Below are 25,779 nucleotides of genomic sequence, written 5' to 3'. Positions count from 1 at the left end.
TTACCAGCCCCCGATGCCATAGACGCGCAGGACGGCCTGGGCCAGCAGCGCACCGAAATGCAGGAAAAGATAGTAGAGCGACAGGCGGAAGACCTTCTTCTCGACGGCATAGCCGTCGGCCTCGGCCTCCTCTTCCTTGCGGCGCCAGATGTCGACGGCGCCCTTCAGGAAGGCAAGGTTCAGCACCAGCGCCACCGCCATGTAGAGCGGCCCGCCGATCGAGGTCAGCCCCGTGCCCAGCGCCACGGGCACCAGGATGAGGGTGTAGATCAGGATCTGGCGGCGGGTTTCGCGCCGGCCGTGGGTCACGGTCAGCATTGGCACGCCGGCGTCGGCATAGTCGCTCTTCATGAACAGGGCCAGGGCCCAGAAATGCGGCGGGGTCCACATGAAGATCAGCGCGAACATCAGCACGCTTTCCACCGAGACGCCGCCGGTGGCGACGGCCCAGCCAATCATCGGGGGGAAGGCACCGGCGGCGCCGCCGATGACGATGTTCTGGGGCGTCCAGCGCTTGAGCCACATGGTGTAGACCACGGCATAGAAAAAGATGGTGAAGGCCAGCAGGCCCGCCGCCACCGGGTTGGCCGACAGCAGCAGCATGACCACGGCAAAGCATGACAGCCACATGCCGATCTGCAGCGCCTCGCCGGGGGTGACCCGGCCCGAGGGCACCGGGCGGCCCTTGGTACGCTTCATGATCTGGTCGATGTCGGCATCCCACCACATGTTCAGCGCGCCCGAGGCGCCCGCGCCGATGGCGATGAACAGCACCGAGGCAAAGGCCACCATGGGATGCACCGGAACCGGCGCGACCAGAAGGCCGACCAGCGCGGTGAAGACCACCAGCGACATGACCCGCGGCTTGAGCAGCGCGAAATAGTCGCCGAACCCGGCCTCGCCGCTCTGCGGGGGGAGGATCGATGTGTCTGTCATTGCCTTCTCCCTTTCAGGGTGGCGTCTGGCGGGGCCGGTTGCCCGGACCCGCCCGCAGCACTCAGTTCAGCGCGACCTGCACGCCCGACTTGGGCAGCGGCGTACCGGCAAACTCGGCGATCGCACCTTCCAGCCACTGGTCATAGGCCTCCTGGCTTACGACCTTGACGGTGATCGGCATGTAGGCGTGGTCCTTGCCGCACAGCTCGGAGCACTGGCCGAAGTAGATGCCTTCGCGCTCGGGCTTGAACCACAGCTGGGCCAGGCGGCCGGGGACGCCGTCCTGCTTCACGCCGAAGGCGGGGATGGTCCAGGAGTGGATCACGTCGGCACCAGTGACCTGCATCACGACGGTCTTGCCGACGGGCACGACGACGGCGGTGTCGGTGGCCAGCAGGTACTCGTCAGGCTCGTAGCCGTAGTCGGCCAGCTCGTCCTTGCCCAGCAGGAAGCTGTCGAAGGCGAAGTCGTGGTCGCTGTACTCATAGCCCCAGTACCACTGATAGCCGGTGACCTTGATGTTGATGTCGCCCTCGGGGATTTCCTGCTGGTCGAACAGGACCGGCAGGGAGAAGGCGCCGATGACAACCAGGATGACGATCGGAACGATGGTCCAGGCAACCTCGAGCGAGGAATTGTGGGTGAAGGTCGCGGCAACCGGGTTCTTGCGACGGTTGTAGCGCACGACCACGTAGCCCAGCAGGAAGGTCACGAAGATGCTGATCGCGGTGATGATGACCAGCAGGAAGCCGTCCAGCCACTGGACGTCCCGGGCAAGCGAGGTCGCCGCCGGCTGGAAACCGATGCCGTTGGCGTGCGGCTTGCCGATCACCTCGAGGCCCTCGATGGCGTCTTGAGCCCTCGCGGCAGTCGCCGTGATGAGGCCGGTCAGTGCCGCGGCGAAGAGGCCGCGCATATGGGTCAGAGCTTTCATATCGTATCCTGTTATCGGCGCGGCCCGGGCCGCCTCGCGTCGGGGAATCGCCGTTGCCGACGGAATCCCCGTTGTTCCCTGGCGGCGAAAAACCATATTAGAGCCAACGGAACAAGAGTCCGGCTTGCGGCATTGCGCCGCTTTTCCCGCCACAAGGAGCCGCCAATGCCCGATCAAACCCCATTTCGCCCTTTTGAAACAGTGCTCGACGAGGCCCGGGCGCTTGAAACGCTGCGTCAGGCGACCAATGGGGCGGATGATGGCGAACTGTTCCTCGAACGCCGCAGGTCCGAGGTTCTGAGCTTTGACGACGGTCGGCTGCGCACGGCAAGCTACGACGCCTCCGAGGGGTTCGGCCTGCGGGCGGTGCGCGGTGAGACGGCCGGATACTCCCATTCCACCGAGATCAGCGAGGCTGCCCTGACCCGCGCCGCCGAAACCGCGCGGCTTGCGGTGGGCGATGGCGGCGGCACCCTGGCCGAGGGGCCGCGCCCCACCAACGTTCGTCTTTATGGCGACTTCGACCCCCTGTCGGGCGCCCCCTTCCCCGTGAAGGTGGATCTGCTGCGCGAGATCGACGATTTCGCCCGCGGCCTCGACCGGCGTGTGGTGCAGGTATCGGCGACGCTGGCGGCCTCCCTCCAGGAGGTCGAGATCCTGCGCCCCGAGGGCACCCGTGTCCGCGACGTGCGCCCGATGGCGCGGCTGAACGTGTCGGTGATCGTCGAGCAGGACGGCCGGCGCGAGGGCGGCGGCACCGGCGGCGGCGGGCGCATCGAGCTCTCGGGCCTGATGGAACCCGACCACTGGAAGGGCGTCACCCGCGAGGCGCTGCGCATCGCGCTGGTCAACCTCGAGGCCGAGCCCGCCCCAGCCGGGGTGATGGACGTGGTGCTTGGGGCCGGCTGGCCCGGCATCCTGCTGCACGAGGCCGTGGGCCATGGGCTGGAGGGTGATTTCAACCGCAAGAAGACCTCGGCCTTCGCCGGGCTGATGGGCCAGCGGGTCGCGGCCCCCGGCGTGACGGTGCTGGACGACGGCACGATCCCGGACCGGCGCGGCTCGATCTCGGTCGATGACGAGGGCACGCCCTCGGGCAAGAACGTCCTGATCGAGGATGGCATCCTTGTCGGCTACATGCAGGACCGGCAGAACGCCCGCCTGATGGGGGTCGAGCCCACCGGCAACGGGCGGCGCGAAAGCCACGCCCACACGCCGATGCCGCGCATGACCAACACCTACATGCTGGGCGGCCAGGCCGACCCGGCCGAGATCGTGGCCGACCTGCGCGACGGCATCTATGCCGTCGGCTTCGGCGGCGGTCAGGTCGACATCACCAACGGCAAGTTCGTATTCTCCTGCACCGAGGCCTACCGCGTTCGCGACGGCAAGATCGGCGCGCCGGTGAAGGGCGCCACGCTGATCGGCGACGGCGCCACTGCCATGCAGAAGATCCGCGCCATCGGCAATGACATGGCCCTGGACCCGGGTATCGGCAATTGCGGCAAGGCGGGCCAGTGGGTGCCGGTGGGCGTGGGCCAGCCGACCCTGATGATCGGCGGGCTGACGGTGGGCGGAAGCGCCACCTGAGGGGGATTCATCCCCCCTTAACAATCCCCGTGCCAGCCTGTGGGCGGCCGCATCTGCCGGCGGCCGCCGCCCGGTGCCGCCGACCGCTGAAAACGCCTCTTTCGTGGTCACTCGTTGCGGCGCCGATCACCGCCTGCCGACCGGGGATCGTCATGCCACAGGATCCAGCCAGGGACATCGCGCCCGCTGCCGCCATGCCCGCGCCCTCGGTCGGGGGCCCGCCGTCCGCGTGCGGGGATCTGCGGGGCGCTGGTGCACGTGGCGGGCGGTGCACGGCCAGCGGCGCCGTAGACGGGCGCGCCCATCATCCCGACGACAGCGCCAGTGATTGCCACCGCGACCCACCCGGCCCGGCGACGAGTGATCTGTTCGGCGCGCTCCCCCCGGCCCCTCCCCGCTCGGAACAGGAGGGGCTGCGCTGGTTGCAGCTTATCCGTTCCCACAAGGTCGGCCCTGCGACCTTCCTGCGGCTGATGGCGGCCCACGGGGATGCGGGTCAGGCGCTGCTGGCGCTGCCCGATGTCGCGCGGGCGGCTGGCCTGCGCGATTACCGCCCGCTGGATCCGTTGATGGCCGAGCGTGAATATGCCGCCGGGCGCCGGATCGGTGCGCGGCTGCTTTTCCTGGGGGGGCCGGGCTATCCCCCGGAGCTGGCCGGTATCGCCGACCCTCCGCCCGTGCTTTGGGCGCGGGGCCGGGCCGCACTTGCCGGTCGCCCGGCGGTGGCGCTGGTGGGGGCGCGCAACGCCTCCTCGCTGGGACTGCGCATGGCCCGCGCCATGGCGGGCGACCTGGGCCGGGCGGGGCACGCGGTTGTCTCGGGCCTGGCGCGGGGCATCGACGCCGCCGCCCACGAGGCCGCGCTGGAACATGGCACCATCGCGGTGTTGGCTGGCGGGATCGACGTCTTCTACCCGTCCGAGAACGCGGCCCTTGCCGGGCGCATCGCCACTGACGGCCTTCTGCTGTCCGAACAACCCGTCGGCACCCAGCCCCGCGCGCGCCATTTCCCCCGGCGCAATCGCATCGTCTCGGGCCTCGCCCGCGCCGTCGTGGTGATCGAGGCCGCCGCCCGTTCGGGCAGCCTGATCACCGCGCGCAACGCCCTCGACCAGGGGCGCGAGGTGCTGGCGGTGCCCGGCCACCCGTTCGAGCCGCGCAGCGGCGGATGCAACATGCTGCTGCGCGACGGGGCCACATTGGTGCGCGACTCCCGCGACGTGCTGGAGGGGCTGCCCCCCCTTCAAGCCGCGACGCGCGGCGAAGGGACCTATACCGGCCAGTCGGTCCGTCCCCTGCCCCAAGCCGATCGCCCGGTTACCCCTCGACCGGACGACCCTCCCCGCACGGGCGCGCCGCCCCCTCCCGAGGCCGGGGAGCTTTCGCGCCGCATCCTCGACCGGCTGGGCGTCACCCCCATGGCCGAGGATGACCTGGTGCGCGAGCTGCGTCTGCCGACCGAAAGGGTGTTGGCCGGCGTGCTGGACCTGGAACTGTCGGGCATGGTGCAGCGCCACTCCGGCGGGCGATTGTCCAAGCCGGGCTGACGCGCCGCCCGGGACCCGACAACGGGTTCCAATGGCATCGATGGAGGAAACCGCGCGCCAGACGCCGGACGAAACCCCGACGCGGGACACGTGCCAGGCCCCGGTTGGACATCTACGCCGGCCCCTCTCACCGACCGGTCCCGGACCGCCCAAGCCGGCCCCCGGCCCGGCGGCCATTGACATTCCCGACCACCCCAACACATCTTGCGCCGCTATTGCCCCCCGCGAGTCACGAGGAATTTCCATGCCCGTCGTTGTCGTCGAGTCCCCCGCCAAAGCCAAGACAATCAACAAGTATCTGGGGGACAACTACACGGTTCTCGCGTCCTACGGCCACGTCCGCGACCTGCCGCCCAAGGACGGCTCGGTCGATCCCGAGCAGAACTTCGAGATGAAATGGGAGGTCGGGACCGACTCGCGCAAGCATGTGAAGGCGATCGCCGACGCGCTGGCCGACGACAACAACCTGATCCTCGCAACCGACCCCGACCGCGAGGGGGAGGCAATCAGCTGGCATCTGGAAGAGGCCCTGCGCAAGCGCAAGGCGATCAAGAAGGACACGCCCGTCAGCCGCGTCGTCTTCAACGCCATCACCAAATCCGCCGTGACCGAGGCGATGAAGAACCCGCGTCAGGTCGACATGGAACTGGTCGAGGCCTATCTGGCCCGCCGCGCGCTGGATTACCTTGTGGGCTTCAACCTCAGCCCGGTGCTGTGGCGCAAACTGCCCGGCGCCAAGTCCGCCGGCCGGGTGCAATCGGTCTGCCTGCGCCTGATCGTCGAGCGTGAGATGGAAATCGAGGCCTTCGATCCCCGCGAATACTGGAGCGTGAAGGCCCTGCTTGCGACGCCGCGCGGGCAGGAGTTCGAGGCCCGGCTGACCGTCATGGGCGGCAAGAAGCTGGACAAGTTCGATCTGGCCAACGAGACCGCCGCCGAGATGGCCGTGCAGGCGATCAACAGCCGCGACCTCAGCGTCGTCTCGGTCGAGGCCAAGCCCGCCAGCCGCAACCCCTCGGCGCCGTTCATGACCTCGACCCTGCAACAGGAAGCCAGCCGCAAGTTCGGCATGGGCGCCCGCCAGACCATGAGCGCGGCCCAGCGTCTTTATGAGGCCGGGCACATCACCTACATGCGGACCGACGGCATCGACATGGCCCCCGAGGCGGTGATGGCCGCGCGCGACGCGATCAAGGACCGCTACGGCGCGGATTACCTGCCCAAAAGCCCGCGGATGTACAAGAACAAGGCCAAGAACGCCCAGGAAGCGCACGAGTGTATCCGCCCCACCGACATGACCCGCGACGCGGCCTCGCTGCGCCTGTCCGAACCTGACCAGCGCAAGCTTTACGACCTGATCTGGAAGCGCACCCTCGCCAGCCAGATGGAGGCCGCCCGGATGGAGCGGACCACCGTCGACGTGGGTTCGCGCGATGAGCAGGTCGTGCTGCGCGCCACGGGTCAGGTCATGCTGTTTGATGGTTTCATCCGGGTCTACGAGGAGGGGCGCGACGACACCGGCGACGACGAGGACGGCAACCGCCTGCCCCAGATCGCCGAGGGCGAGCCCGCCGAGAAGCGCGGCGTCACCCCCGAGCAGCATTTCACCCAGCCGCCCCCCCGCTACACCGAGGCCACGCTGGTCAAGCGCATGGAAGAGCTGGGCATCGGCCGTCCCTCGACCTACGCGTCGGTCGTCACCACGATTCAGGACCGTGAGTATGTCCGCAAGGAGAAGAACCGCCTGATCCCCGAGGACAAGGGCCGGCTGGTGACAGTCTTCCTGTTGAATTACTTCCGCAAATACGTGGGCTACGAGTTCACCGCCAACCTCGAGGACGAGCTGGACGACATCACTGCCGGCAACCGCGACTGGCAGGATGTGCTGGCGCGCTTCTGGCGCGAGTTCTCGGCCGCCATCGCCGAGACCAGCGAGCTGCGCATCACCGAGGTGCTGGAAAAGATTAACGAGGTGCTGGAGCCGCATCTTTTCCCCGCCAAGGAGGACGGCAGCGACCCGCGCCTATGCCCCAATTGCGGTCAGGGGCGGCTGTCGATGCGCACGGCCCGGTCGGGCGGCGCCTTCATCGGCTGCTCCAACTATCCCGAATGCCGCTTCACCCGGCCCTTCGGCCCCCCGGGTGTCGAGGGTGACGAGATCGGCCCCGACGGCAAGCTGCTGGGCGAGGATCAGGGCGATGCGATCACCCTGCGCAAGGGCCGTTTCGGCCCCTATGTCCAGCGTGGCGAGGCGACCGAGGAACAGCCCAAGCCGCCGCGCGCCTCGTTGCCCAAGGGTTGGGCGCAGGACGATATCGACCTTGAAAAGGCGCTGCTGCTGCTGAACCTGCCGCGCGAGATCGGGCATCACCCCGAAGATGGCGAGCTGGTCGAGGCCGGGATCGGGCGTTACGGCCCCTACGTCAAGCACGGCCGCGTTTACGCCAACCTGCCCGAGGTCGACGAGGTCTTCACCATCGGCATGAACCGCGCGGTCGAGGTCCTGGCACAGAAGGCCACCCGCGGACGCGGCCGCGCCGCCCCCGCCAAGCCCCTGAAAGAGCTTGGCGAACATCCGGAGAGCGGCGGCGCGATCAACGTCCTCGACGGCCGCTACGGACCTTACGTGAAGTGGGAGAAGGTCAACGCGACCCTGCCCAAGGGCACCGAGCCGGGCGATGTGACCCTCGAGATGGCGGTACAGCTGATCGAGGAGAAGGCAGCCAAGGGCGGCAAGAAGAAAGCGGCGGCAAAGAAGCCGGCCGCAAAGAAGACCGCCGCCAAGAAGCCTGCCGCGAAGAAGGCAACCACCAAGAAAGCCGCGCCCAAGAAGGCGGCAAAGACCGAGGAATAGGCGCCCCGGCCCCGGCAGCACGCTGCCCGGGGCCGGCCCCTCCCCTGGTAAGGGCCAGCGCAGCCCGCCTGCACCCCGAAATGGTGCCGGAATGCGCGCTGGAACGGGCGCCGCGGCGTGCCCTGTGTGTCACAGAAATGACATCATCCCCCTCCCCGACCGGAACCAAAACCGCCTTACGTGATTTTTCATAAAACGTCCGGGCAAAACCCGGCCCCGCCCCCGGCGGCAGGCCGCAACGCCTTGACAAGGAATGGTATGGAAAAGGAGCTGCATCCCCACGGATGCCTGCAAACGTGTAGAAAATGGACCATCGGAGCAAGGATCAGACTGCCCTCAGCCAGACCGACGCGATGAACAGCCTTGCGGGATCGTCGATCGCGATCGTGCTGACCAATCCCAAGCTGGACGACAACCCCATCGTCTACGTCAACGACGCCTTCGAGCGGCTGACCGGTTATTCGCGTGGGGTCGCAATCGGGCAGAATTGCCGCTTCCTGCAAGGGCCGGAAACCGACCCGCAGGACACTAAGCGGATCCGCACCGCCCTTGAGCGGGGCGAGGAGGTCGCCATCGACATCCTCAACTACCGCTCCAACGGCGAGAAATTCACCAACCGCCTGCTGGTGACGCCCGTGCGCGACGACCACGGCAAGGTCAATTTCTTCGTCGGTGTCCAGAAGGCCCTGCCGGCCGAGGCGACCGAGCCCACCGGCGCCGATGCCGCCATGCGCGAGATCCAGCACCGGGTGAAGAACCACCTGGCGATGATCGTCAGCCTGATCCGCATCCAGTCGCGCGAAGCCGTGACGCCCGAGGCGCTGGCAAACATCGCCCGCCGGGTCCAGAGCCTTCAGCTGCTGTATGAGGAGCTTGCCGCGCCCTCCTACAACTCGAACCGCGAGGAGATCGAGATGGGCGCCTACCTGACGCGGGTCGCCAACACCATCGCCCATATCGACGGGCGCACCGGGGTGCGGGTCAACATCGCCTCGGAATCCGTCCAGGTCCCGGTCGAGGCCGCGACCCGCCTGGGTCTGATCCTGTCGGAGGTGATGACAAACGCCATGCAGCACGCCTTCATCGGTCGCGATACCGGTCTGCTGGAGGTGCGGCTGAGCCGCCTTTCGGGTGGCGGTCTGCGCCTGATGGTCAGCGACGATGGCGTCGGCCTGCCCAAGGATATGCAATGGCCGTCAAGCACCAGCCTTGGGGGGCGCATCGTCAACGGGTTGATCGAAGGATTGTCGGGGTCCCTGTCCATGACGCGCGGCTCCAGCGGCACCATCGTGACGGTCGACATGCCGGGGGCGGCCTCTCACTGAAGATAACCCCCTCGGGGCCGCGTGAATGCGGCAACAATCGGGCGGAATCCGGGGCTTGGTTTCCCTTGCGGAAACATGGATCATAATCTCGCCCCATTTCGTCGATATCCCCGCGCGGATGAATGAAAATGCCCCCCTGCGCCGGTTTCCGGCCATTGCGACCCTGCGCCGCCGGCTTGCCGCGCGGACCGGCATGCTCGTGCCGCTGGGTTTGCTCGCGCTTTTCGTGGTGGGGCTGGCCGGGCTGGCCCTGAGCACCGGGTGGGGCGAAACCTTCGCGCATATTGCTCGCATCGGGCCGGGACAGCTGGCGCTGCTTCTGGCCCTGTCGCTGGTCAATTACCTGGCCCGCGCAATTCGCTGGCACATGATGACCCGCCGCGCCGGCCTGCCGACCCGCCCGGGCCAAAGCCTGAGGCACTTCCTTGGCGGCTTTGCCATGAGCGTCACCCCCGCCCGCCTGGGCGAGCTGGTGCGCATGCGCTGGCTTTACCGCGAGACGGGGCGCCCGATCGAACAGACCGCGCCGCTGGCGCTGCTGGACCGGGCCGCGGATCTTGGCGCGATGGGGCTGCTGCTGGCGCTTGCCGTGGCCTTTACCGCCGGGGGCGGCCAAGTCGCCCTTTGGATTGCCGCGGGCGCGGTCGCGCTGGCCTATGCCGTCACCCGGCCCGCGCTGATGAACCTGCTGGTCACCCGCGCCTGGCGCGGCATCGGCCGCTTCCCCCGGCTTTTTGCCCGGCTGCGCCGGGGTGTGCGGGTGCTTGAACCCTTCGCCGGGGCGGGCATCGCCGCCCCCCTGCTGGCGTTGGGCGCGATTGGTTGGCTGGCCGAGGGTTACGCCTTTCACCTTTTGCTGGCCTGGCTTGGCGCCGACATCGGCGCGGCGGCGGCGGTGGCCATCTTCATGTCCGCGACCCTGGCCGGTGGCCTGACTGGCGCGCCCGGCGGGCTGGGCGGGGCCGAGGCGGCGATGATGGGCTTGCTGGTCCTGCAGGGGGTGCCGGCCGACATGGCCCTGGCCGCGACCGCGATCATCCGCGTCACGACATTCTGGTTCGCGATCCTGACCGGCATCGCGGTCTTTCCCCTGGCCGAGCGGCTGTCATTGAGGGTGGAGCATGCGCGCTAGACATCAGACCTCGCACGGCTGGGGCCGGGTTCTTCATGCCGAGGAGGAGGTCCTCCGCCCCGAACGCCAGGCCATGCTGGAACGGCTGGTCGCAAAGGACCCCGCGCCGGCGGTGGGCAACCGCCGCAGCTATGGTGACGCGGCGCTGAACTCGGGCGGGCGGGTGATCGACATGACCCGCCTGGACCGCTGCCTTTCATTCGATGCCGGGACCGGCGTGCTGGAGGTCGAGGCCGGCACCACCATGGGCGACCTGCTGGCCCTTTGTGCGCCGCTGGGCTGGATGCCCCCTGTCCTGCCGGGCACCGGCGAAGCCACGGTCGGCGGCTGCATCGCGAACGACGTCCACGGCAAGAATCACCACGGCGCAGGCAGCTTTGGCCAGCATGTGCTGAGCCTGACCCTTCTGGGCAAAGATGGCGCGCGCCAGGTCACCCCCGGCGAGACGCCCGATCTTTTCCGCGCGACGCTGGGCGGGCTGGGCCAGACCGGCGTGATCCTGTCTGCGCGCCTGCAACTAGTCCCCTGCAAAGGCGAGATGGTGCGCGTGCGCGAACGGCGGATGGACGGCATCGCCGAATTCCTCTCGGCCTTCGATGCCTCCCGCGCCAGCTACAGCGTCGGCTGGATCGACGCGACGGCCCAGGGTGACGCCCTCGGCCGGGGTATCCTGGAGGAAGGGGAGGTCATCGCGGGCGATGCCCCGCCCCCCGGCCGCACCCGGCGCGTGCCCGTCGCCCTGCCACCGCTGCTGGTCAGCGCCCCCGCCGTCCGGCTTTTCAACGCCCTCTACCTGCGCCGCGTCCCCGAGGCGGGCCGCGACCGTGAGCGTCCGCTGGCGGATTTCTTCTTTCCGCTGGATCGTCTGCACGACTGGAATCTTGTCTACGGCAAGAAGGGGTTCCATCAGTTCCAATGCGTCCTCCCCGAGGGGGAGGAGCAGGCGCTGACGCCGATGCTGGAGCGGATCGCGGAGTCGGGCCTGGCCTCGCCGCTGGCGGTGCTCAAGCGCCTGGGCCCGGGCCGGGCGGGGATGATGTCGTTCCCCATGGCCGGGATGACCCTCGCCGTCGATTTCCCCAATCGCCCGGAGGCCGAGGCGCTGGCGATGGAACTGGAATGGATGGCGGTCGAGGCGGGTGGGCGCATCTACTTGGCCAAGGACACACTGTCGGACCCGGATCTGATGGCCCGCATGTATCCCGAGGCCGGGGAATTCGCCCGCATCGTGACCGAGGCCGACCCCAAGGGCCATTTCCAGACCGACCTGGTGCGCCGCCTGAAGCTGAGGGATCCGCGATGAGCAACGAAAGCTGGCTGATCCTGGGGGCGACCTCGTCCATGGCGCGGGCCTTTGCGCGGGCCGTCGCGGAACGCGGCGCGATGGTGCTGCTGGCCGGGCGCGACATGGCCGATCTGGAACACGTTGCCGCCGACTGCCGCCTGCGCGGTGCGCGCGGCGCCGCGGCGCTGGCCTTCGACGCCCGCAAGCCCAAGGGTTTCGAGGCGCTGATCGACCGACTTTGCGCCGAGGCCGGCACGCTGAACGTCGCCGTCTTCGTCGGCAGCATGCCCGAGCAGTCCGAGATCGACGCCGACCCCGCGCTGCTGGCCCGCACGGTCGAGCAGAATTTCACCGGCCCCGCCACCCTGCTGCACCGTCTGGCGCCGCAGCTGGCCCAACGCGGCAGCGGCACCATCGTCGGCGTGGGATCCGTCGCCGGGGATCGCGGGCGGCTTGGCAACTATGTCTATGGCGCGGCCAAGGCCGGCTTTGCCACCTACCTGTCGGGCCTGCGCAACCGGCTTGGGCGCGAGGGCGTGCATGTGATGACCGTCAAGCCGGGCTTCGTCGACACGGCCATGACCTGGGGGATCGAGGGGATGTTCCTTGTCGCCTCCCCGGACCAGGTGGCGCGCGACATCCACCGGGGCGTGCGCAAGCGGCGCAACGTGCTTTACACGCCCTTCTTCTGGATGGGGATCATGGGCATCATCCGCACCATCCCCGAGGCGTTGTTCAAGCGGCTGAAGATCTAGGCGTCAGGCGATCAGCCCGGCGGCGTAGAACATGATCGTCAGGGTCACGCACAGCAGGCTAAGCCCGTAGCGGTCGCGCATGGCGAAGACGATGGGATCGTAATCCTGCTTGCCAGCATAGCCCAGCCAAACCATGCGGATAAGCCACCCCGCGATCGGTAGCAGTGTCAGCCACATCAGCCATTGCACCGGGTAGAGCGACAGCGCGTGCTCGGTAAAGCTGTAGAGGAAGAAGGACAGCAGCGCGATCACCGTGCCCAGCCCCGCCACGTTCAGCAGATCCCCCCGGTCGGGACGCCCATAACCGCGTCCCGGCAGGCGCACGTCGCTGGTGGCAAGCGTCAGCTCGGTCAGCCGCTTCACGGCACCCAAGGTCAGGAAGACCGGGTAGATGAAGACCAGCAGATAGCCCGTCACCATCACCTGTGCCGCCAGCGCCCCCGCCACGACCCGCAGGGTATAAAGCCCGGCCAGCGTGGCGATGTCGATCCAGCGCATGCGCTTGAGCTTGAAGGAATAGGCCAGCGACAGCGCTACATAGAGGCAGATCAGCCCGGCAAATCCCGGGTTGATCGACAGGGCCACGCCCAGCGCCAGCGCCGCCAGCGTCACGCTTGTCGCCACCCCCACGCCGATGGGCACCCGCCCCGCCGCGAAGGGTCGGCGACACTTGGTCGGGTGCTGGCGGTCGGCGTCCAGATCCAGCAGGTCATTGACGATGTAGATCGACGAGGCCGCCGCCGAGAAGGCCACGATCCCCCAAAGAACCGGGACCAGTGCTGCGGCGTCGAAGCGGTGGGCCGCGATCACCGGCAAGAACAGAAGCACGTTCTTCACCCATTGGTGCGGCCGCATGGCGCGCAGAACGTCGCGAAGGGCAAAGCCGCGTCGCGCCGCCGGGATCGGTGCGGGTGTCGCGGGCCCATCGGGACCCTTGAGCGGGTTGCGCACGACCGCCACCCCGTCGAGGCCCCGCGCCGCCACCAGTTCACCAAGGGCGGCGGGGTGGCTGCGGCTCGACAGGACGACGGGTCGCCCCTCCTCCGCGGCGGCGGCGATCTGGGTCAGCGCCTCCGCCCGCACCGGCAGCAGGTCGCCGCGCAGCCGGGTCAGCGGTAACAGCGCAGCCAGCATCCGCTCCCGCCGAAAGCCACTGGAAAAGACCGCGCGCAGCGTCTGCAACGGGTGGCGGCCGAACGCGTTGAGGAAGATCTCGGCCGGCAGGGAGGTTTTCAGCAGATCCCGCTCGGCATCCATCATCAGGCTGCGGTTGGCCGTCATCTCGCGGCCCTTTCCATGGCAAAGACGCAGCCGTCGCTAACCAGCTCGGGCGGGGTCAGGCACAGGCCCCGCGCCACCCGCCAGGCGGCCAGCACCTTGGGCACGTAGGCCCGTGTTTCGGGGAAGGGCGGCACGCCTTTGTGGCGCGTGACCGCGTTCTCGCCGGCGTTGTAGCCCGCCAGCGCCAACAGCGGATCGCCCTCGAACCGTTTCAGAAGCCAGTCCAGATAGGCGATGCCGCCACGGATATTCTCGGCGCTTATGTCAGGATCGACACCGAAGCGCGCGGCCGTGGCGGGCATAAGCTGCATCACCCCGCGCGCACCGACGGGGCTGACGGCCCCTTGGCGCCCGGCCGATTCGACCGCGATCACCGCCAGCGCGAAGGCGGGCGAAACGCCGGTGCCGATGCTCGACACAAGGATGTCGCGGCCATGGGCGCGGGCGATCGTCTGAAGCTCCTGCAACCTCGGGGCCGCGATGGACCGCCCCGCCGGTGCCTTGTCGAGAACGGCAAGCGCGGATTGGAACCGGTGGGCCGCCGCCTTGTCGAGACTGGGAGAGATCGCGGCCCAGAACCATTCGGCCGGCAGGCGGGGGGCGATGCCGTCACCGGAATCTGCCACTGTGGCCGCCTTGTCGTCAGCACCCTCTTTCGGTGCGGGCGCGGCGGGGCGCGGGGCGATCTGCACCGTGATCCGACGTCCCGTTCCGGTGGCGGGTGGCGCCACCCGCTTGAATGTGAACTCGGGGAAGGGTTGCGGCGCGGCGCGCGTCTTGGCGGGCTTGGGGGCCGCGGTCTTGGTCGCGCCTTCGCGCGTCGGGGCCTCGGCGGAACTGTCGGCGGGGGTTTTGGCGCCGCCCGCAGGCACGCGTACCTGGGTCAGGGGCACGGGCGTGACCGCAGCCCCGGCCAGCGAGGCCGCCGGATCCTCGTCAACAGCTTGCGCGTGGGCGGGTGCGGCCCAGATGCCGGTAAGCACCAGCACCGGCAAAAGGATCGCGGCTGGGGATCTGGTGGTCATCTGCGTGTCGCCCTCGTGCCCTGGCCAGCGCGTTCCGGCGCCCTTCGGGCATCCGGCCAATCTTTCCCGCGTATGCCTGCGCGGGCGCGTGCCGGGATGGCCCGGCCCCGGCTTTCATCCAGACTACCCCATGCGCCCGAGGGGCCGATATAGCCCCCTTGGCGCGTGCCCATTTTGGCCGTCATCCGTGTCAAAAAATCATCTTCGCATCACGGCGAAACCCCGGCGAGGCATTTATACCCTAATGAATTCATGCACATATACCAAATCCCAACCGCCGATCCCAATTCTCCAAATTGCACCGTTGCCGCCCAATTCTCGCCCCAATTGAGCGGCTTATTGAGAGCATACCGTACCGCTGGCGGCCGATTTGAGGCTTGTCCAAATCGTGTCGGTTAGTGGAAAAACGAAACAATCCTCTGGAGGGATATACTATGAAACTGTTCAAGCTTGCGAAGTTCGCAAAAGACGAATCCGGCGCTGTCACCGTTGACTGGGTCGTGCTCACCGCAGCCATCGTCGGCCTCGGCGCCGTCGTGATGAGCACCGTCTCGGGCGGCGTCACCTCGCTGGCCAGCGAGATCGTGACCGAGCTGACCAACACGCTCTAAGCGCGTTCGATCTGCGACGAAGACCGCGCTCCGTCACGGGCGCGGTCTTTTCATGTCCCGTCCCCGGACCGGTTCTCCCGGTCCCCGGAGACAGGCACAGGGGCATCGTCGCGTCATGCCCACGCCTTCCCCGCCGGGCGGGAGGCACAGGCCAGGTGTCGCGGATTCTCCGTCGCGGCACCACGTTTTCGACACAAACCCCCGGCATTTTTGCAAGACGTTTAGGGGCCGGGACGTGTGTTTGTCCCGATCGACATGCCGCGCCAGGGCGCGCGGCCATTATCAGTGAAAGGACAGAATATGCGCTTCGTATTTGGGCTGGTCCTGGTCCTGGGTGTCGGACTGGCGGGTTTCGCCGTCTTCATGGCACAGGACCGTATCGGCCAATATCAGGCAGCGCTGGAAAACCAGCGCAAGGAAATGAAGAACACTGTCCCGGTCGAGCAGATCTACGTCGCCACGCGCAAGCTGGTGCACGGCGAGATCCTGACCGAGAAGGACGTGAAACTGACCCTCTTCCCCAAGACCTCGATCCCCGAGGGCGCCTTCCGCGCCAAGGACGAGCTTTTCCCGGCGAACAACGAACGCCCCCGCTACGTCATCCGCACGATGGAGCCGGCCGAGGCGCTGATGGCCGTCAAGGTGACCGAGCCGGGCCAGGATGCGGGCGTCTCGTCGCGGCTGCGCAAGGGCATGCGTGCCTTCGCCATCCAGGTCGACGTGACCACCGGCGTTTCGGGCTTCCTGCGGCCGGGTGATCACGTGGACATCTACTGGAGCGGCATCGCCGGCGACGCGGGCAACGTGACCCGGCTGATCGAAGCCAACGTGGAGCTGATCGCCATCGACCAGACCGCCGACACCGACCGGTCCAATCCGACGATCGCGCGCACCGTGACCGTCGAGGTGACACCGCAGCAGGTGGCCTCGCTGGCGCAGGCCCGCTCATCCGGGCGCCTCTCGCTGTCGCTGGTCGGCGTCCAGGACGAGACCGTCGCCGAAGTGTCCGAGGTCGACCAGAAGTCGCTTCTGGGCATCGAGGAGGAGAAGATCGTCAAGATCGAGAAGCCCCGGGTCTGCACCATCCGCACCCGCCGCGGCGCCGAGGTGGTCGAGATCCCGATCCCCTGCGCAGACTGACGATCCGGGCCGCCAACGGCCCCGGCCGTCCGGCATCGACACCGAAGGCCGCCGCCCCCCGCCGGGTCGGCGGCCTTTGCATTTTTGCGGCTTTCGGGGCCGCCGGGGCGGCATCTGGTGACGTGCGCCTAGCCCTGGATCGGCGCAGTGCGGGGCCGCCGCCGCCCCTGTCCCGCCCCGGCCGGTGCGACTTATCCACATCGGCGCCGCGCTTAAATCGTTTGAATCTTGCAAAAATCCTGATTTTCACCCATGGTCCGAAAAATACGGGCGCCAAGACCCGCATTGAAGAGTGATCGGAGAGGCAGGATCACAATGTCATTGAGAACCCTTACCAGCGCCGCGATTTTGGGGGCGGCCCTGGCTTTCAGTACGATCCCGCACCCTGCGCAGGCGCAGAACCTGCGCGTGATGTCCGGCGACACCTCGAGCGTTCTCAGGGTTCCGATGAACCGCGCTGTCGTGGTGGAAAGCGATGCGCCCTTCGCCGAGCTTTCGGTCGCAAACCCCGGCATCGCAGATATCGCAACCCTGTCCGACCGCACGATCTATGTCCTGGGCAAGTCCCCGGGCCGCACCACCCTGACCCTGCTGGGCCAGGACGGCCGCCTGCTTGCCAACGTCGAGGTGCGCGTCGCCCCCGACATCGCCGAATTCAAGGAACGCCTGGGCCAGATCCTGCCCGGAGAGCCCATCGAGGTGCGCACCGCCAACGACGGCATCGTGCTGTCGGGCGTGGTCTCGTCGATCGCGCGGCTTGACCGGGCGCTGGAACTGGCCGAGCGCTACGCGCCCGAGCGGGTGTCCAACCTGATGAGCGTGGGCGGCACCCAGCAGGTCATGCTGAAGGTGCGCTTTGCCGAGATGCAGCGCTCGGTCTCGAAGAACCTGACCTCGTCGCTGGCAGCCACCGACTCCAATACCGGCGTCGGCTTCGGCGCCGCCACCCAGACCTACGCCCAGGGCAACAACTTCGCCAACCTCTTCGACAAGAACAACGCGACCAACGTCGCCTCGGCCACGCCGCGTGCGGGATCCTTCGCGGTGGGCTTCACCGCCGGCAGCCTGCAATTCTCGGTGCTGCTCGAGGCGCTTGAGACCAAGGGCATGGTCCGCACCCTGGCAGAGCCGAACTTGACCGCCCTGTCGGGCCAGGCGGCGCGGTTCCTGGCGGGTGGCGAGTATCCCATTCCGGTGGTGGACGACTCGGGGTCGGTCACGATCCTCTACAAGCCCTTCGGCGTCGAGCTGGACTTCGTGCCCCGCGTCGTCGACGGCGACATCATCAACCTTGAGCTCAAGGCGGCCGTCAGCGGCATCGACACCACGGTGACGGTTCAGAACGGCGGCTTTTCGGTCAATGCCTTCTCGCGGCGTGAAACCTCGACCACGGTCGAGATGCGCGACGGCCAGTCCTTCGCCATCGCCGGCCTGCTTCAGGATGATTTCCGCGACCTCAACGGCCAGGTGCCCTGGCTGGGTGACATCCCGATCCTCGGCACCCTGTTCCGCAGCGCCCAATACGCCCGCGAACAGTCCGAGCTGGTCATCATCGTGACCCCGCACTTGGTGACCCCCACCCGGGGCGAGGCGCTGGCCCTGCCCACCGACCGGGTTCAGATCCCCAACGAGAAAGACCTGTTCCTGCTGGGCAAGGTCTCCAAGGACCGCCCGGTGCGCGGTGCCGCCGGAGAAGTCGCACGCCAGGACTTCAACGGCTCCTACGGCTACGTGATGGAATGAGGACCGGCATGCTGCAGCTTCGCCCCGCCCCGCGCCTGTGGCGCGCCGCGCTGAGCCTTGTCGCGGTCGCGGCGCTGGCCTCCTGCGCCGTCTTTACCGACCGCGAGGCCGGCTCCCAGATCGACGACGGCTATTTCGGCAATGCCACGATGAACAACACCCAGGTCCAGTCCGGCCAGCAGTCTGTCATTCTGAACCTCTCGGGCCGTTTCTCGTCCGAGGTGGACCCCACCGTCACCTTCGCCTTCAACAGCGCCGCGCTTGACGCCGCCGCCCAAGCGACGCTGCGGCGGCAGGCCACCTGGATCCGGCAATTCCCCGAGGTGCGGTTCAAGGTCTTCGGCCATACCGATCTTGTGGGCTCGAACGCCTATAACAAGCGGCTTGGCCTGCGCCGGGCACAGACGGTCGTGAACTACCTGGTCAGCCAGGGCGTCAGCCGCTCGCGCCTGCAGGCGGTCGTGTCCTTCGGCGAGCAGCAGCCCCTCATCGTCACCCAAGGCCGGGAGCGCCGCAACCGGCGCACCGTGACCGAGGTGACGGGTTTCGTGAAAAACCACCCGATGCTTCTGAACGGCAAATACGCCGAGGTGATCTTCCGCGAGTATGTCGCCAGCGCCATCCCGCCGGCCAGCGCGGTTACCGCCGGCGGCTCCTCCGAGGGCGGTGCCGAGGGTGGCGCCGGGGGCGGCGGCGGCTGATCCCCATCACGAACGACGGACATTTCAGGACGGCGGCCCGGCGAAAACCCCGGCCGCCGTTTCCGTTTCCGGTGGGCGGGCCCGCTGCGGCACGCCCCTGCCGCCCGTGTGTCCAGATATGGTCATCCGAGGGCAGGTTTCAGCCCTAATCTCGCCCCCTTTGCCTTGCATACAGACGCAAGATTGGACCGATCCATGAGAGGGCATCGGTGAGCTAGGGGAACGACCCGGACAGGCGCAAGAATCCTGCGGCCGGACCCCTGCAGTTATGAGGGTTGGAGGCGTCATGGGCAGCGCGGAAAGTGAAAACAAGTCGAAACCGATCGTCGCGTGCACGCTGGCACGCGACGTTGAGGATTTCGCCCTACTGATCGAGGAAATGGAATCCGAGCTTGGAGAGAGCTGGGGTGATCTGGATTTCGACGACGCCGCCGAGTTCTTCACCCAGCCCGAGGCCGCCGAGCTTGAGTTCATCGCGCTGGCGCTGGACGACGCCGACCGCGCGCGCATGACCGATGTCTGCGACCTGATCCAGATCGCCAAGGACTCGGACATCCGGGTGATCCTGGTGACCAAGGCGCTCAGCCCGGCCGTGCTGCACCAGCTTCTGCGCGCCGGCGCCGACGACTTCCTGCCCTACCCCCTTCCCGAAGGCGCCCTGCGCGAAGCGATCGAGCGGATGCGCGCCCCGGAACCGGCCCCCGCCGCCCCGGCCGTGGCCGATCCCGCCGCGGGCGAAGGCCTGCTGGAACGCTCGGCCCCGCGCAACGGGTCGGTCTTCGTCTCCCACGGGCTGGCCGGCGGCACGGGGGCATCCACCTTCGCCGCCAACCTGGCCTGGGAGCTTTGCAATATCGCAAAGAATGAGGCGCCTCGCGTCTGCATCATAGACCTGGATCTGCAATTCGGGGCGATCTCGACCTATCTCGATCTGCCCCGCCGCGACGGGATCTTCGAGATGTGGGCCGACACCGAGGCCGTCGATTTCGAGGCCTTCCGCCAAGCTCTGCTGACCTTCGAGGACAAGCTGCACGTTCTGACCGCGCCTTCGGACATCCTGCCGCTGGACATGATCGGCCCCGAGGACGTGACCACCATCATCAACCGCGCCAAGGCGCAGTTCGACTATGTCGTGGTCGACATGCCCTCGACGGTGGTGCAGTGGACCGAGACGGTACTGGACCTCGCGGATGTCTATTTCGCGCTGATCGAACTCGACATGCGCTCGGCCCAGAATACCCTTCGCATGGTCCGGGCCCTGAAGTCCGAGGACCTTCCCTATGACAAGCTGCGCTACGTGCTGAACCGCGCACCGGGCTTCACCGACCTGTCGGGCCGCTCGCGGATCAAGCGGATGGCCGAAAGCCTGGACATCGACCTGGAGGTTCAGCTTCCCGATGGCGGCAAGGCCGTCACCCAGGCCTGCGACCACGGCCTGCCTCTGGCGATGACGGCCGGCAAGAACGCGCTGCGCAAGGAAATCCAGAAGCTGGCAAAATCGATCCACGAGGTTGCCGTCGCCGCCAATGTAGCGGCCTGAGGAGAGCTGAGCGATGTTTTCACGCTACAAGAAGGACGCGACCAAGCCGGGAGCAGCCAAGGTGAACTCGGCGCCGGTCGCCGCCGCACCTCGGCCGGCCGCCGCGGCCCCCCGTCCCCAGCCCAAGGCGGTGCCGACCCCGGCCCGCCCGCAGCCCGTCGACAAGGAACAGAAGCGCCGCGAGAAGCTGACCGAGGTCAAGGTCGAGCTGCACAAGCGCCTGCTTGAATCGCTGAACCTCTCGGCGCTGGAACACGCCTCGGAAACCGAGCTGCGCCAGGAGATCGTCTCGATCTCGACCGAGGCACTGACCGAGATGGCGGTGGTGCTGAACAAGGAAGAGCGGATCCTGCTCTACCAGGACCTCTATGACGAGGTGACGGGCCTTGGCCCGCTCGAGCCGCTTCTGAAGGACGACACCGTCAACGACATTCTGGTCAACGGCCCCAAGCGCGTTTTTGTCGAGCGTAACGGCAAGCTGACCCTGTCGGACACCACTTTCCGCGATGAAAAGCACCTGCTGCGGATCATCGACAAGATCGTCTCGGCCGTGGGTCGCCGGGTCGACGAGTCGAACCCCTATGTCGACGCCCGCCTGGCCGATGGCTCGCGTTTCAACGCGATGGTCCCGCCGATCGCGGTGGACGGCAGCCTGGTGTCCATCCGGAAATTCAAGAAGGAAAAGCTGGGCGTTCCCGATCTGGTGAACTTCGGTGCCTTCTCGCCCGAGATGGCGATGTATCTCGAAGCCGCCGTCGCCTGCCGGCTGAACATCATCGTGTCGGGCGGCACCGGCTCGGGTAAGACGACGACGCTGAACGCGCTGTCGTCCTTCATCGACAACTCGGAACGGATCCTGACCATCGAGGACACGGCGGAACTTCAGCTTCAGCAGGTTCACGTGGGCCGCATGGAAAGCCGCCCGGCCAACGTCGAAGGCAAGGGCGCCGTCAGCCAGCGTGACTGTCTGCGCAACGCCCTGCGGATGCGTCCCGACCGCATCATCGTCGGCGAGACCCGCGGCGAGGAAGTCATCGACATGCTTCAGGCCATGAACACCGGCCACGACGGTTCGATGACCACGATCCACGCCAACAGCGCCCGTGACGGCGTCAGCCGCCTTGAGAACATGATCGCCATGACCGGCATCGAGATGCCGACCAAGGCCGTCCGCAGCCAGATCTCGTCGGCTGTGAACCTGATCGTCCAGGCCAGCCGCCTTCAGGACGGCTCCCGCCGGATGGTGTCGATCACCGAGCTGACGGGCATGGAGGGCGAGGTGATCTCGATGCAGGAGGTCTTCCGCTACCAGCGCACGGGCTTGGCGCCCGACGGCAAGATCATCGGCCATTTCACCGCCACCGGCGTGCGCTCCTACTATGCCGACCGCTTCCGTCAGTGGGGCTTTGACCTGCCCTCGAACATCTACGAACCCGTGTCGGAGTAAGCATCATGCAGATCGGAACAGAGCCGCTTATCTACGGGGTGATCTTCATCGCCGTGCTGCTGCTGGTCGAGGGGATCTACCTGACCGTCTTCGGCAAGTCGATCAGCCTCAACAACCGTCTCAACCGCCGGCTGGAGCTGATGGACAAGGGCTCGGCCCGCGAGGAGGTTCTGGAACAGCTTCGCAAGGAGATGAGCCAGCACATCAGGGCCAAGCGCATTCCGCTCTACTCGATCATCGCGACCAAGGCCCAGAAGGCCAACATCGCCTTCACGCCCCAGCAAATCCTGATGATCATGGCGGGGCTGACGCTGTTCTGCTTCTTCGCGCTGACCTTCGGCACCGAGGCCAGCCCCACGGTGCGCTTTGCCGCTTCGCCCGTCATGGGCATCGGCGGCGTCTACATGTGGATCAACAACAAGGCCAAGAAGCGCCTGTCGATGATCGAAGAGCAGCTTCCCGACGCGATCGAACTGATGGTGCGGTCGCTGCGGGTGGGTCACCCGTTCTCCAACGCCATCGCCGCCGTCGCCAAGGAGGTGCCCGATCCGCTGGGATCCGAGTTCGGCGTCATCGCCGACGAGGCCGCCTATGGCCGCGACGTCACCGAAAGCCTGAAGTCGCTGGCCGAACGCATGGACATGCAGGATCTGCGTTTCCTGGCCGTCGCCGTGTCGATCCAGGCCCAGTCGGGCGGCAACCTGGCCGAGATCCTGGCCGGCCTGGCCAAGGTGATCCGGGCGCGCTTCCGCCTTTTCCGCCGGGTCAAGGCGATCACCGCCGAGGCCAAGTGGTCGGGTATGTTCCTGTCGGGCTTTCCCATTCTGGCGCTGCTGATGATCAACGTCATCATGCCGGACTATTACGATGATGTTAAGGAAACCGCCTATTTCATCCCGGCCTGTCTGGTGGTCGGCGTCTTCCTGACGGTCAACGTCATCTTCATGAAGATGATGGTCAACATCAAGGTTTGAGGCAGTCATGGAATTCCTGAACAACATCAACCTTCTCCTTGTCGACCGGTTCGGCGAGCTTGGCCCCCTGATCGCGGTGGGCGGGCTGGGTGCGGCGCTGGTCGCGCTTTCCATCCCGTTCTTCCTGAAGAAGACCGACGATCCGCTGTCGCGGCTGGGCGATCTGAACAAGGCTCAGAACGGCACCCGCGCGCCGCGCGCCAAGACCGACGTCACGGATCGCAAGGGCTTGCGAAACCGCGAGGGTGCGGCGGCCGAAAAGCTGGATCGCTTTGCGCATTTCCTTGAACCCCAGAACGAGGAAGAATATTCGGCCATGCGGCTGAAGCTGCTTCAGGCGGGGTATTCATCGAAATCCGCGGTGCAGACCTTCCACTTCATGCAATTCGCCCTGGGCATGACCTTCCTGGTGCTGGGCGTGCTTTACGCCATCACCTCGGGCGAGATGTCGACCAACAAGCTGATCCTGTCGGTGCTGGTACCCGGCGGCGTCGGCTACATGGCCCCCAAATACTGGGTCACCCGCCGCCAGCAGGAGCGGCAGGAAGAAATCACCGCGGGCTTTCCCGACTCGCTTGACCTGATGCTGGTCTGCGTCGAGGCCGGCCAGTCCATGGACCAGGCCATCATCCGCGTCTCGAAGGAGATCCGCGCGGGCTTCCCCGCCCTTGCCGAGGAATTCGAGATCGTCTCGTATGAAATCAAGGCCGGCAAGGACAAGGTGCAGGTCCTCAAGGACATGGGCGAACGCGCCGGCGTGGCCGACGTGTCGTCCTTCGTGACCGTTCTTATCCAATCCGCGGCCTTCGGCACCTCGATCGCCGAGGCGCTGCGGGTCTACGCCGGCGAGATGCGCGACAAGCGCGTCATGCGCGCCGAGGAAAAAGCTAACGTCCTGCCCACGAAACTGACGCTTGGGACTATGATGTTCACCGTCCCTCCGCTTATGATCATTCTCATCGGTCCCTCGGTCTACGGGATCGCACAGACCCTGGCAGGCGGCATGTGAGTATATGCGGGCAGCACCCCTTGCGATAGCGACACTGGCGGCCCTGGCCGCCTGTTCCACGAATGACGACAGGCTGACACCGCGGTTCCAGGGCCCGGCGGCGCCCGATGGCGTGGTCACCCCCACCAAGGCGGCGGACCCGCTGATCGTCGGCCACCGGCTGATGGACGCCGGCGAATACGAACTTGCCCTGAAATCCTATTACCGCGCCGCGGGCGAGCTGGGCGCGACCGCGCCGGTGCTGTCGGCACTGGGGTCGGCCAACCTGCGGCTGGGCCGCCTGGGCCAAGCCGAGCGGTTGCTGCGCCAGGCGATCGACCGCGCCCCCGAGGATCCCCGCGCCTGGAACAATCTGGGCGTGGTTCTGATGGAACGCCGCCAGCCCGCCGAGGCCAAGGAGGTCTTTCGCCGGGCCTACGCGCTGGACAGTGGCGAAACTGACGCCATCCGCGAAAATCTGCGGCTGGCTATCGCCCGTACGGAATTTGCCGCCTATGGTTCGGATATCGAGAAGGACAACGAATTGGTGCGCGACGGCTCGGGGAGTTACCGGCTGCTGACGCACTGAGTGTCGAGCAGCGAAAAGGACGCGAAATGCGCCACCCAGTCATTGTCGCGATGGCCCTGGCGGGCACCATCGCCCTTGCCGGATGCCAGAAGCCCGGCGACACGGAAGTCAAACGGGCGCTCGACAGCGTCAACGTGATCGACGAATCCAACCTCAACGACATCATGCTGACGGTTGCCGACCCGAACGAGGCCGTGACCTATTTCCGCCGCGCCTCGACCGCCAACCCCGAGCGGCTGGACCTACAGCGCGGGCTGGGCCGTTCGCTGGTGCGCGCACGCCGCACCGCCGAGGCCGCCAGCGTCTTCGCCACGATCGTCAAGCATCCCGACGCCGGCAACGAGGACCGGGTGGATTACGCCGACGCGCTGATCCGCTCGGGCGAGTGGAAGCGCGCGGCAGCACAGCTCGACAAGGTGCCGCCCACCCACGAGACATTCAAACGTTATCGCCTGGAGGCCATGATCGCCGACAGCGAGAAGGATTGGAAACGTGCCGACAGCTTCTATGAAACCGCCGTCGGCCTGACCACCAAGCCCGCCGGCGTGCTGAACAACTGGGGCTATTCCAAGCTGACGCGCGGACAGTACGATTCCGCCGAAAAGCTTTTCGTGCAGGCGATCACCTATGACGAAAGCCTCTTCACCGCCAAGAACAACCTTGTCCTGGCCCGAGGCGCACAGGGCAAGTACCAGCTGCCGGTGATCCCGATGACCCAGACCGAGCAGGCACAGCTTCTGCACACGCTGGCCCTGTCGGCGATCAAGAAGGGCGACGTCGCCACCGGCAAGACCCTGCTGGAAGAGGCGATCCACACCCATCCGCAACATTTCGAGGCGGCCGTTCGCAGCCTGCGGACACTGGAGAAGACGTGATCGACACCACGGCGGCCCAGGCCGCCTGGTTTCTCCTGCCCGCGGGTCTGATCGCGATCTGGGTGGCCTGGTCGGACATGAAGTTCATGCTGATCCGCAACCAGTCGGTGCTGGCGCTGATGGCGACCTATCTGGTGCTGGGTCCGCTGGCCTTTCCCTTGGACGAATACCTCTGGCGCTGGTCCCATTTCGCGGTGCTGCTGATGGCGGGATATATCGCCAGCTCGGCCGGGCTCGTTGGGGCGGGCGATGCCAAGTTCGCCGCCGCCATGGCGCCGCTGATCGCCGCCGATGACCTCGTGCTGATCCTGATGCTGTTTGCAACCGTGCTGCTGGGGGCCTTTGCCACCCACCGGCTGTTTCGTGCCATCCCCGCCGTGCGCCGTCGCACCCCCGATTGGCGCAGCTGGGACGCGGGAAGCGACTTTCCCATGGGCCTGGCCCTGAGCGGCACGCTGCTGTTCTATCTGGTCCTGGCGATGGTGCTGGGCTGAGGCGCCCGGCCGC

22 protein-coding genes are annotated in these 25,779 nt (G+C 67.1%); 18 read left to right on the top strand and 4 right to left on the bottom strand.

Annotation, left to right across the window (positions count from 1 at the left end; genetic code table 11):
- Positions 1-936, bottom strand: coding sequence for a heme o synthase (gene cyoE, locus CLV77_RS02605; RefSeq protein WP_076979388.1), 936 nt, complete (start codon positions 934-936; stop codon positions 1-3).
- A 61-nt stretch (positions 937-997) separates the two neighbouring features.
- On the bottom strand, positions 998-1,870 hold the full coding sequence (gene coxB, locus CLV77_RS02600) for a cytochrome c oxidase subunit II (protein WP_416171596.1): 873 nt from the start codon (positions 1,868-1,870) through the stop codon (positions 998-1,000).
- Positions 1,871-2,035: 165 nt separating this feature from the next.
- On the opposite strand from coxB, the gene tldD reads away from it, so the two are divergent.
- The 7 genes from tldD to CLV77_RS02565 all read left to right on the top strand — a co-directional run bounded on the left by tldD (position 2,036) and on the right by CLV77_RS02565 (position 12,358).
- Positions 2,036-3,460 (top strand): metalloprotease TldD, encoded by a 1,425-nt coding sequence (tldD, locus tag CLV77_RS02595; protein WP_076979389.1) that lies wholly within the window; start codon positions 2,036-2,038, stop codon positions 3,458-3,460.
- A gap of 365 nt (positions 3,461-3,825) precedes the next feature.
- Positions 3,826-5,007, top strand: a complete 1,182-nt coding sequence (dprA, locus tag CLV77_RS02590; RefSeq protein WP_076981021.1) for a DNA-processing protein DprA — start codon at positions 3,826-3,828, stop codon at positions 5,005-5,007.
- Positions 5,008-5,251: 244 nt separating this feature from the next.
- Complete coding sequence (gene topA / locus CLV77_RS02585) at positions 5,252-7,861, top strand: type I DNA topoisomerase (protein ID WP_076979390.1); 2,610 nt, start codon at positions 5,252-5,254, stop codon at positions 7,859-7,861.
- Between the two features lie 305 nt (positions 7,862-8,166).
- The gene (locus CLV77_RS02580; RefSeq protein ID WP_083707715.1) at positions 8,167-9,186 is read left to right on the top strand and encodes a PAS domain-containing protein; all 1,020 of its coding nucleotides are present in this window, start codon (positions 8,167-8,169) and stop codon (positions 9,184-9,186) included.
- Positions 9,187-9,304: 118 nt separating this feature from the next.
- Positions 9,305-10,318, top strand: coding sequence for a lysylphosphatidylglycerol synthase transmembrane domain-containing protein (locus CLV77_RS02575; RefSeq protein WP_083707905.1), 1,014 nt, complete (start codon positions 9,305-9,307; stop codon positions 10,316-10,318).
- Positions 10,308-11,621 (top strand): FAD-binding protein, encoded by a 1,314-nt coding sequence (locus CLV77_RS02570; RefSeq protein ID WP_076979391.1) that lies wholly within the window; start codon positions 10,308-10,310, stop codon positions 11,619-11,621. Before CLV77_RS02575 ends, CLV77_RS02570 begins: the two co-directional genes overlap by 11 nt.
- Positions 11,618-12,358, top strand: a complete 741-nt coding sequence (locus CLV77_RS02565; protein WP_076979392.1) for an SDR family oxidoreductase — start codon at positions 11,618-11,620, stop codon at positions 12,356-12,358. Before CLV77_RS02570 ends, CLV77_RS02565 begins: the two co-directional genes overlap by 4 nt.
- Positions 12,359-12,361: 3 nt before the next feature.
- Here the strand turns inward: CLV77_RS02565 and CLV77_RS02560 are convergent, their stop codons facing one another.
- Positions 12,362-13,639 (bottom strand): UbiA family prenyltransferase, encoded by a 1,278-nt coding sequence (locus CLV77_RS02560; protein WP_076979393.1) that lies wholly within the window; start codon positions 13,637-13,639, stop codon positions 12,362-12,364.
- On the bottom strand, positions 13,636-14,664 hold the full coding sequence (locus CLV77_RS02555; RefSeq protein ID WP_083707716.1) for a lytic transglycosylase domain-containing protein: 1,029 nt from the start codon (positions 14,662-14,664) through the stop codon (positions 13,636-13,638). Before CLV77_RS02555 ends, CLV77_RS02560 begins: the two co-directional genes overlap by 4 nt.
- A gap of 434 nt (positions 14,665-15,098) precedes the next feature.
- On the opposite strand from CLV77_RS02555, the gene CLV77_RS16495 reads away from it, so the two are divergent.
- The 11 genes from CLV77_RS16495 to CLV77_RS02505 all read left to right on the top strand — a co-directional run bounded on the left by CLV77_RS16495 (position 15,099) and on the right by CLV77_RS02505 (position 25,766).
- On the top strand, positions 15,099-15,275 hold the full coding sequence (locus tag CLV77_RS16495; RefSeq protein WP_170043942.1) for a Flp family type IVb pilin: 177 nt from the start codon (positions 15,099-15,101) through the stop codon (positions 15,273-15,275).
- Between the two features lie 300 nt (positions 15,276-15,575).
- A complete protein-coding gene (gene cpaB / locus CLV77_RS02550; protein ID WP_076979394.1) occupies positions 15,576-16,415 on the top strand; it encodes a Flp pilus assembly protein CpaB in 840 nt (279 codons plus the stop codon).
- A 315-nt stretch (positions 16,416-16,730) separates the two neighbouring features.
- On the top strand, positions 16,731-18,158 hold the full coding sequence (locus CLV77_RS02545) for a type II and III secretion system protein family protein (protein ID WP_076979395.1): 1,428 nt from the start codon (positions 16,731-16,733) through the stop codon (positions 18,156-18,158).
- 8 nt (positions 18,159-18,166) lie between these two features.
- Positions 18,167-18,859: an OmpA family protein gene (locus CLV77_RS02540; RefSeq protein WP_076979396.1), complete on the top strand. Its 693-nt coding sequence runs from the start codon at positions 18,167-18,169 to the stop codon at positions 18,857-18,859.
- 286 nt (positions 18,860-19,145) lie between these two features.
- Positions 19,146-20,399: a CpaE/TadZ family protein gene (locus tag CLV77_RS02535; protein ID WP_076979397.1), complete on the top strand. Its 1,254-nt coding sequence runs from the start codon at positions 19,146-19,148 to the stop codon at positions 20,397-20,399.
- Positions 20,400-20,412: 13 nt separating this feature from the next.
- A complete protein-coding gene (locus CLV77_RS02530) occupies positions 20,413-21,846 on the top strand; it encodes a TadA family conjugal transfer-associated ATPase (protein WP_076979398.1) in 1,434 nt (477 codons plus the stop codon).
- Positions 21,847-21,851: 5 nt separating this feature from the next.
- The gene (locus tag CLV77_RS02525; protein ID WP_076979399.1) at positions 21,852-22,820 is read left to right on the top strand and encodes a type II secretion system F family protein; all 969 of its coding nucleotides are present in this window, start codon (positions 21,852-21,854) and stop codon (positions 22,818-22,820) included.
- Positions 22,821-22,827: 7 nt separating this feature from the next.
- A complete protein-coding gene (locus CLV77_RS02520) occupies positions 22,828-23,829 on the top strand; it encodes a type II secretion system F family protein (RefSeq protein ID WP_076979400.1) in 1,002 nt (333 codons plus the stop codon).
- A gap of 4 nt (positions 23,830-23,833) precedes the next feature.
- Positions 23,834-24,397 (top strand): tetratricopeptide repeat protein, encoded by a 564-nt coding sequence (locus tag CLV77_RS02515; RefSeq protein ID WP_076979401.1) that lies wholly within the window; start codon positions 23,834-23,836, stop codon positions 24,395-24,397.
- A 26-nt stretch (positions 24,398-24,423) separates the two neighbouring features.
- Complete coding sequence (locus tag CLV77_RS02510) at positions 24,424-25,272, top strand: tetratricopeptide repeat protein (RefSeq protein ID WP_076979402.1); 849 nt, start codon at positions 24,424-24,426, stop codon at positions 25,270-25,272.
- Positions 25,269-25,766, top strand: coding sequence for a prepilin peptidase (locus tag CLV77_RS02505; RefSeq protein WP_083707717.1), 498 nt, complete (start codon positions 25,269-25,271; stop codon positions 25,764-25,766). Before CLV77_RS02510 ends, CLV77_RS02505 begins: the two co-directional genes overlap by 4 nt.
- Positions 25,767-25,779: the final 13 nt, after the last annotated feature.

Source organism: Brevirhabdus pacifica (genome assembly GCF_002797755.1).
GTDB lineage: Bacteria > Pseudomonadota > Alphaproteobacteria > Rhodobacterales > Rhodobacteraceae > Brevirhabdus > Brevirhabdus pacifica.
The sequence above is the reverse complement of the archived record's forward strand: the minus strand, read 5'-3'. Positions and strand labels throughout refer to the sequence as shown.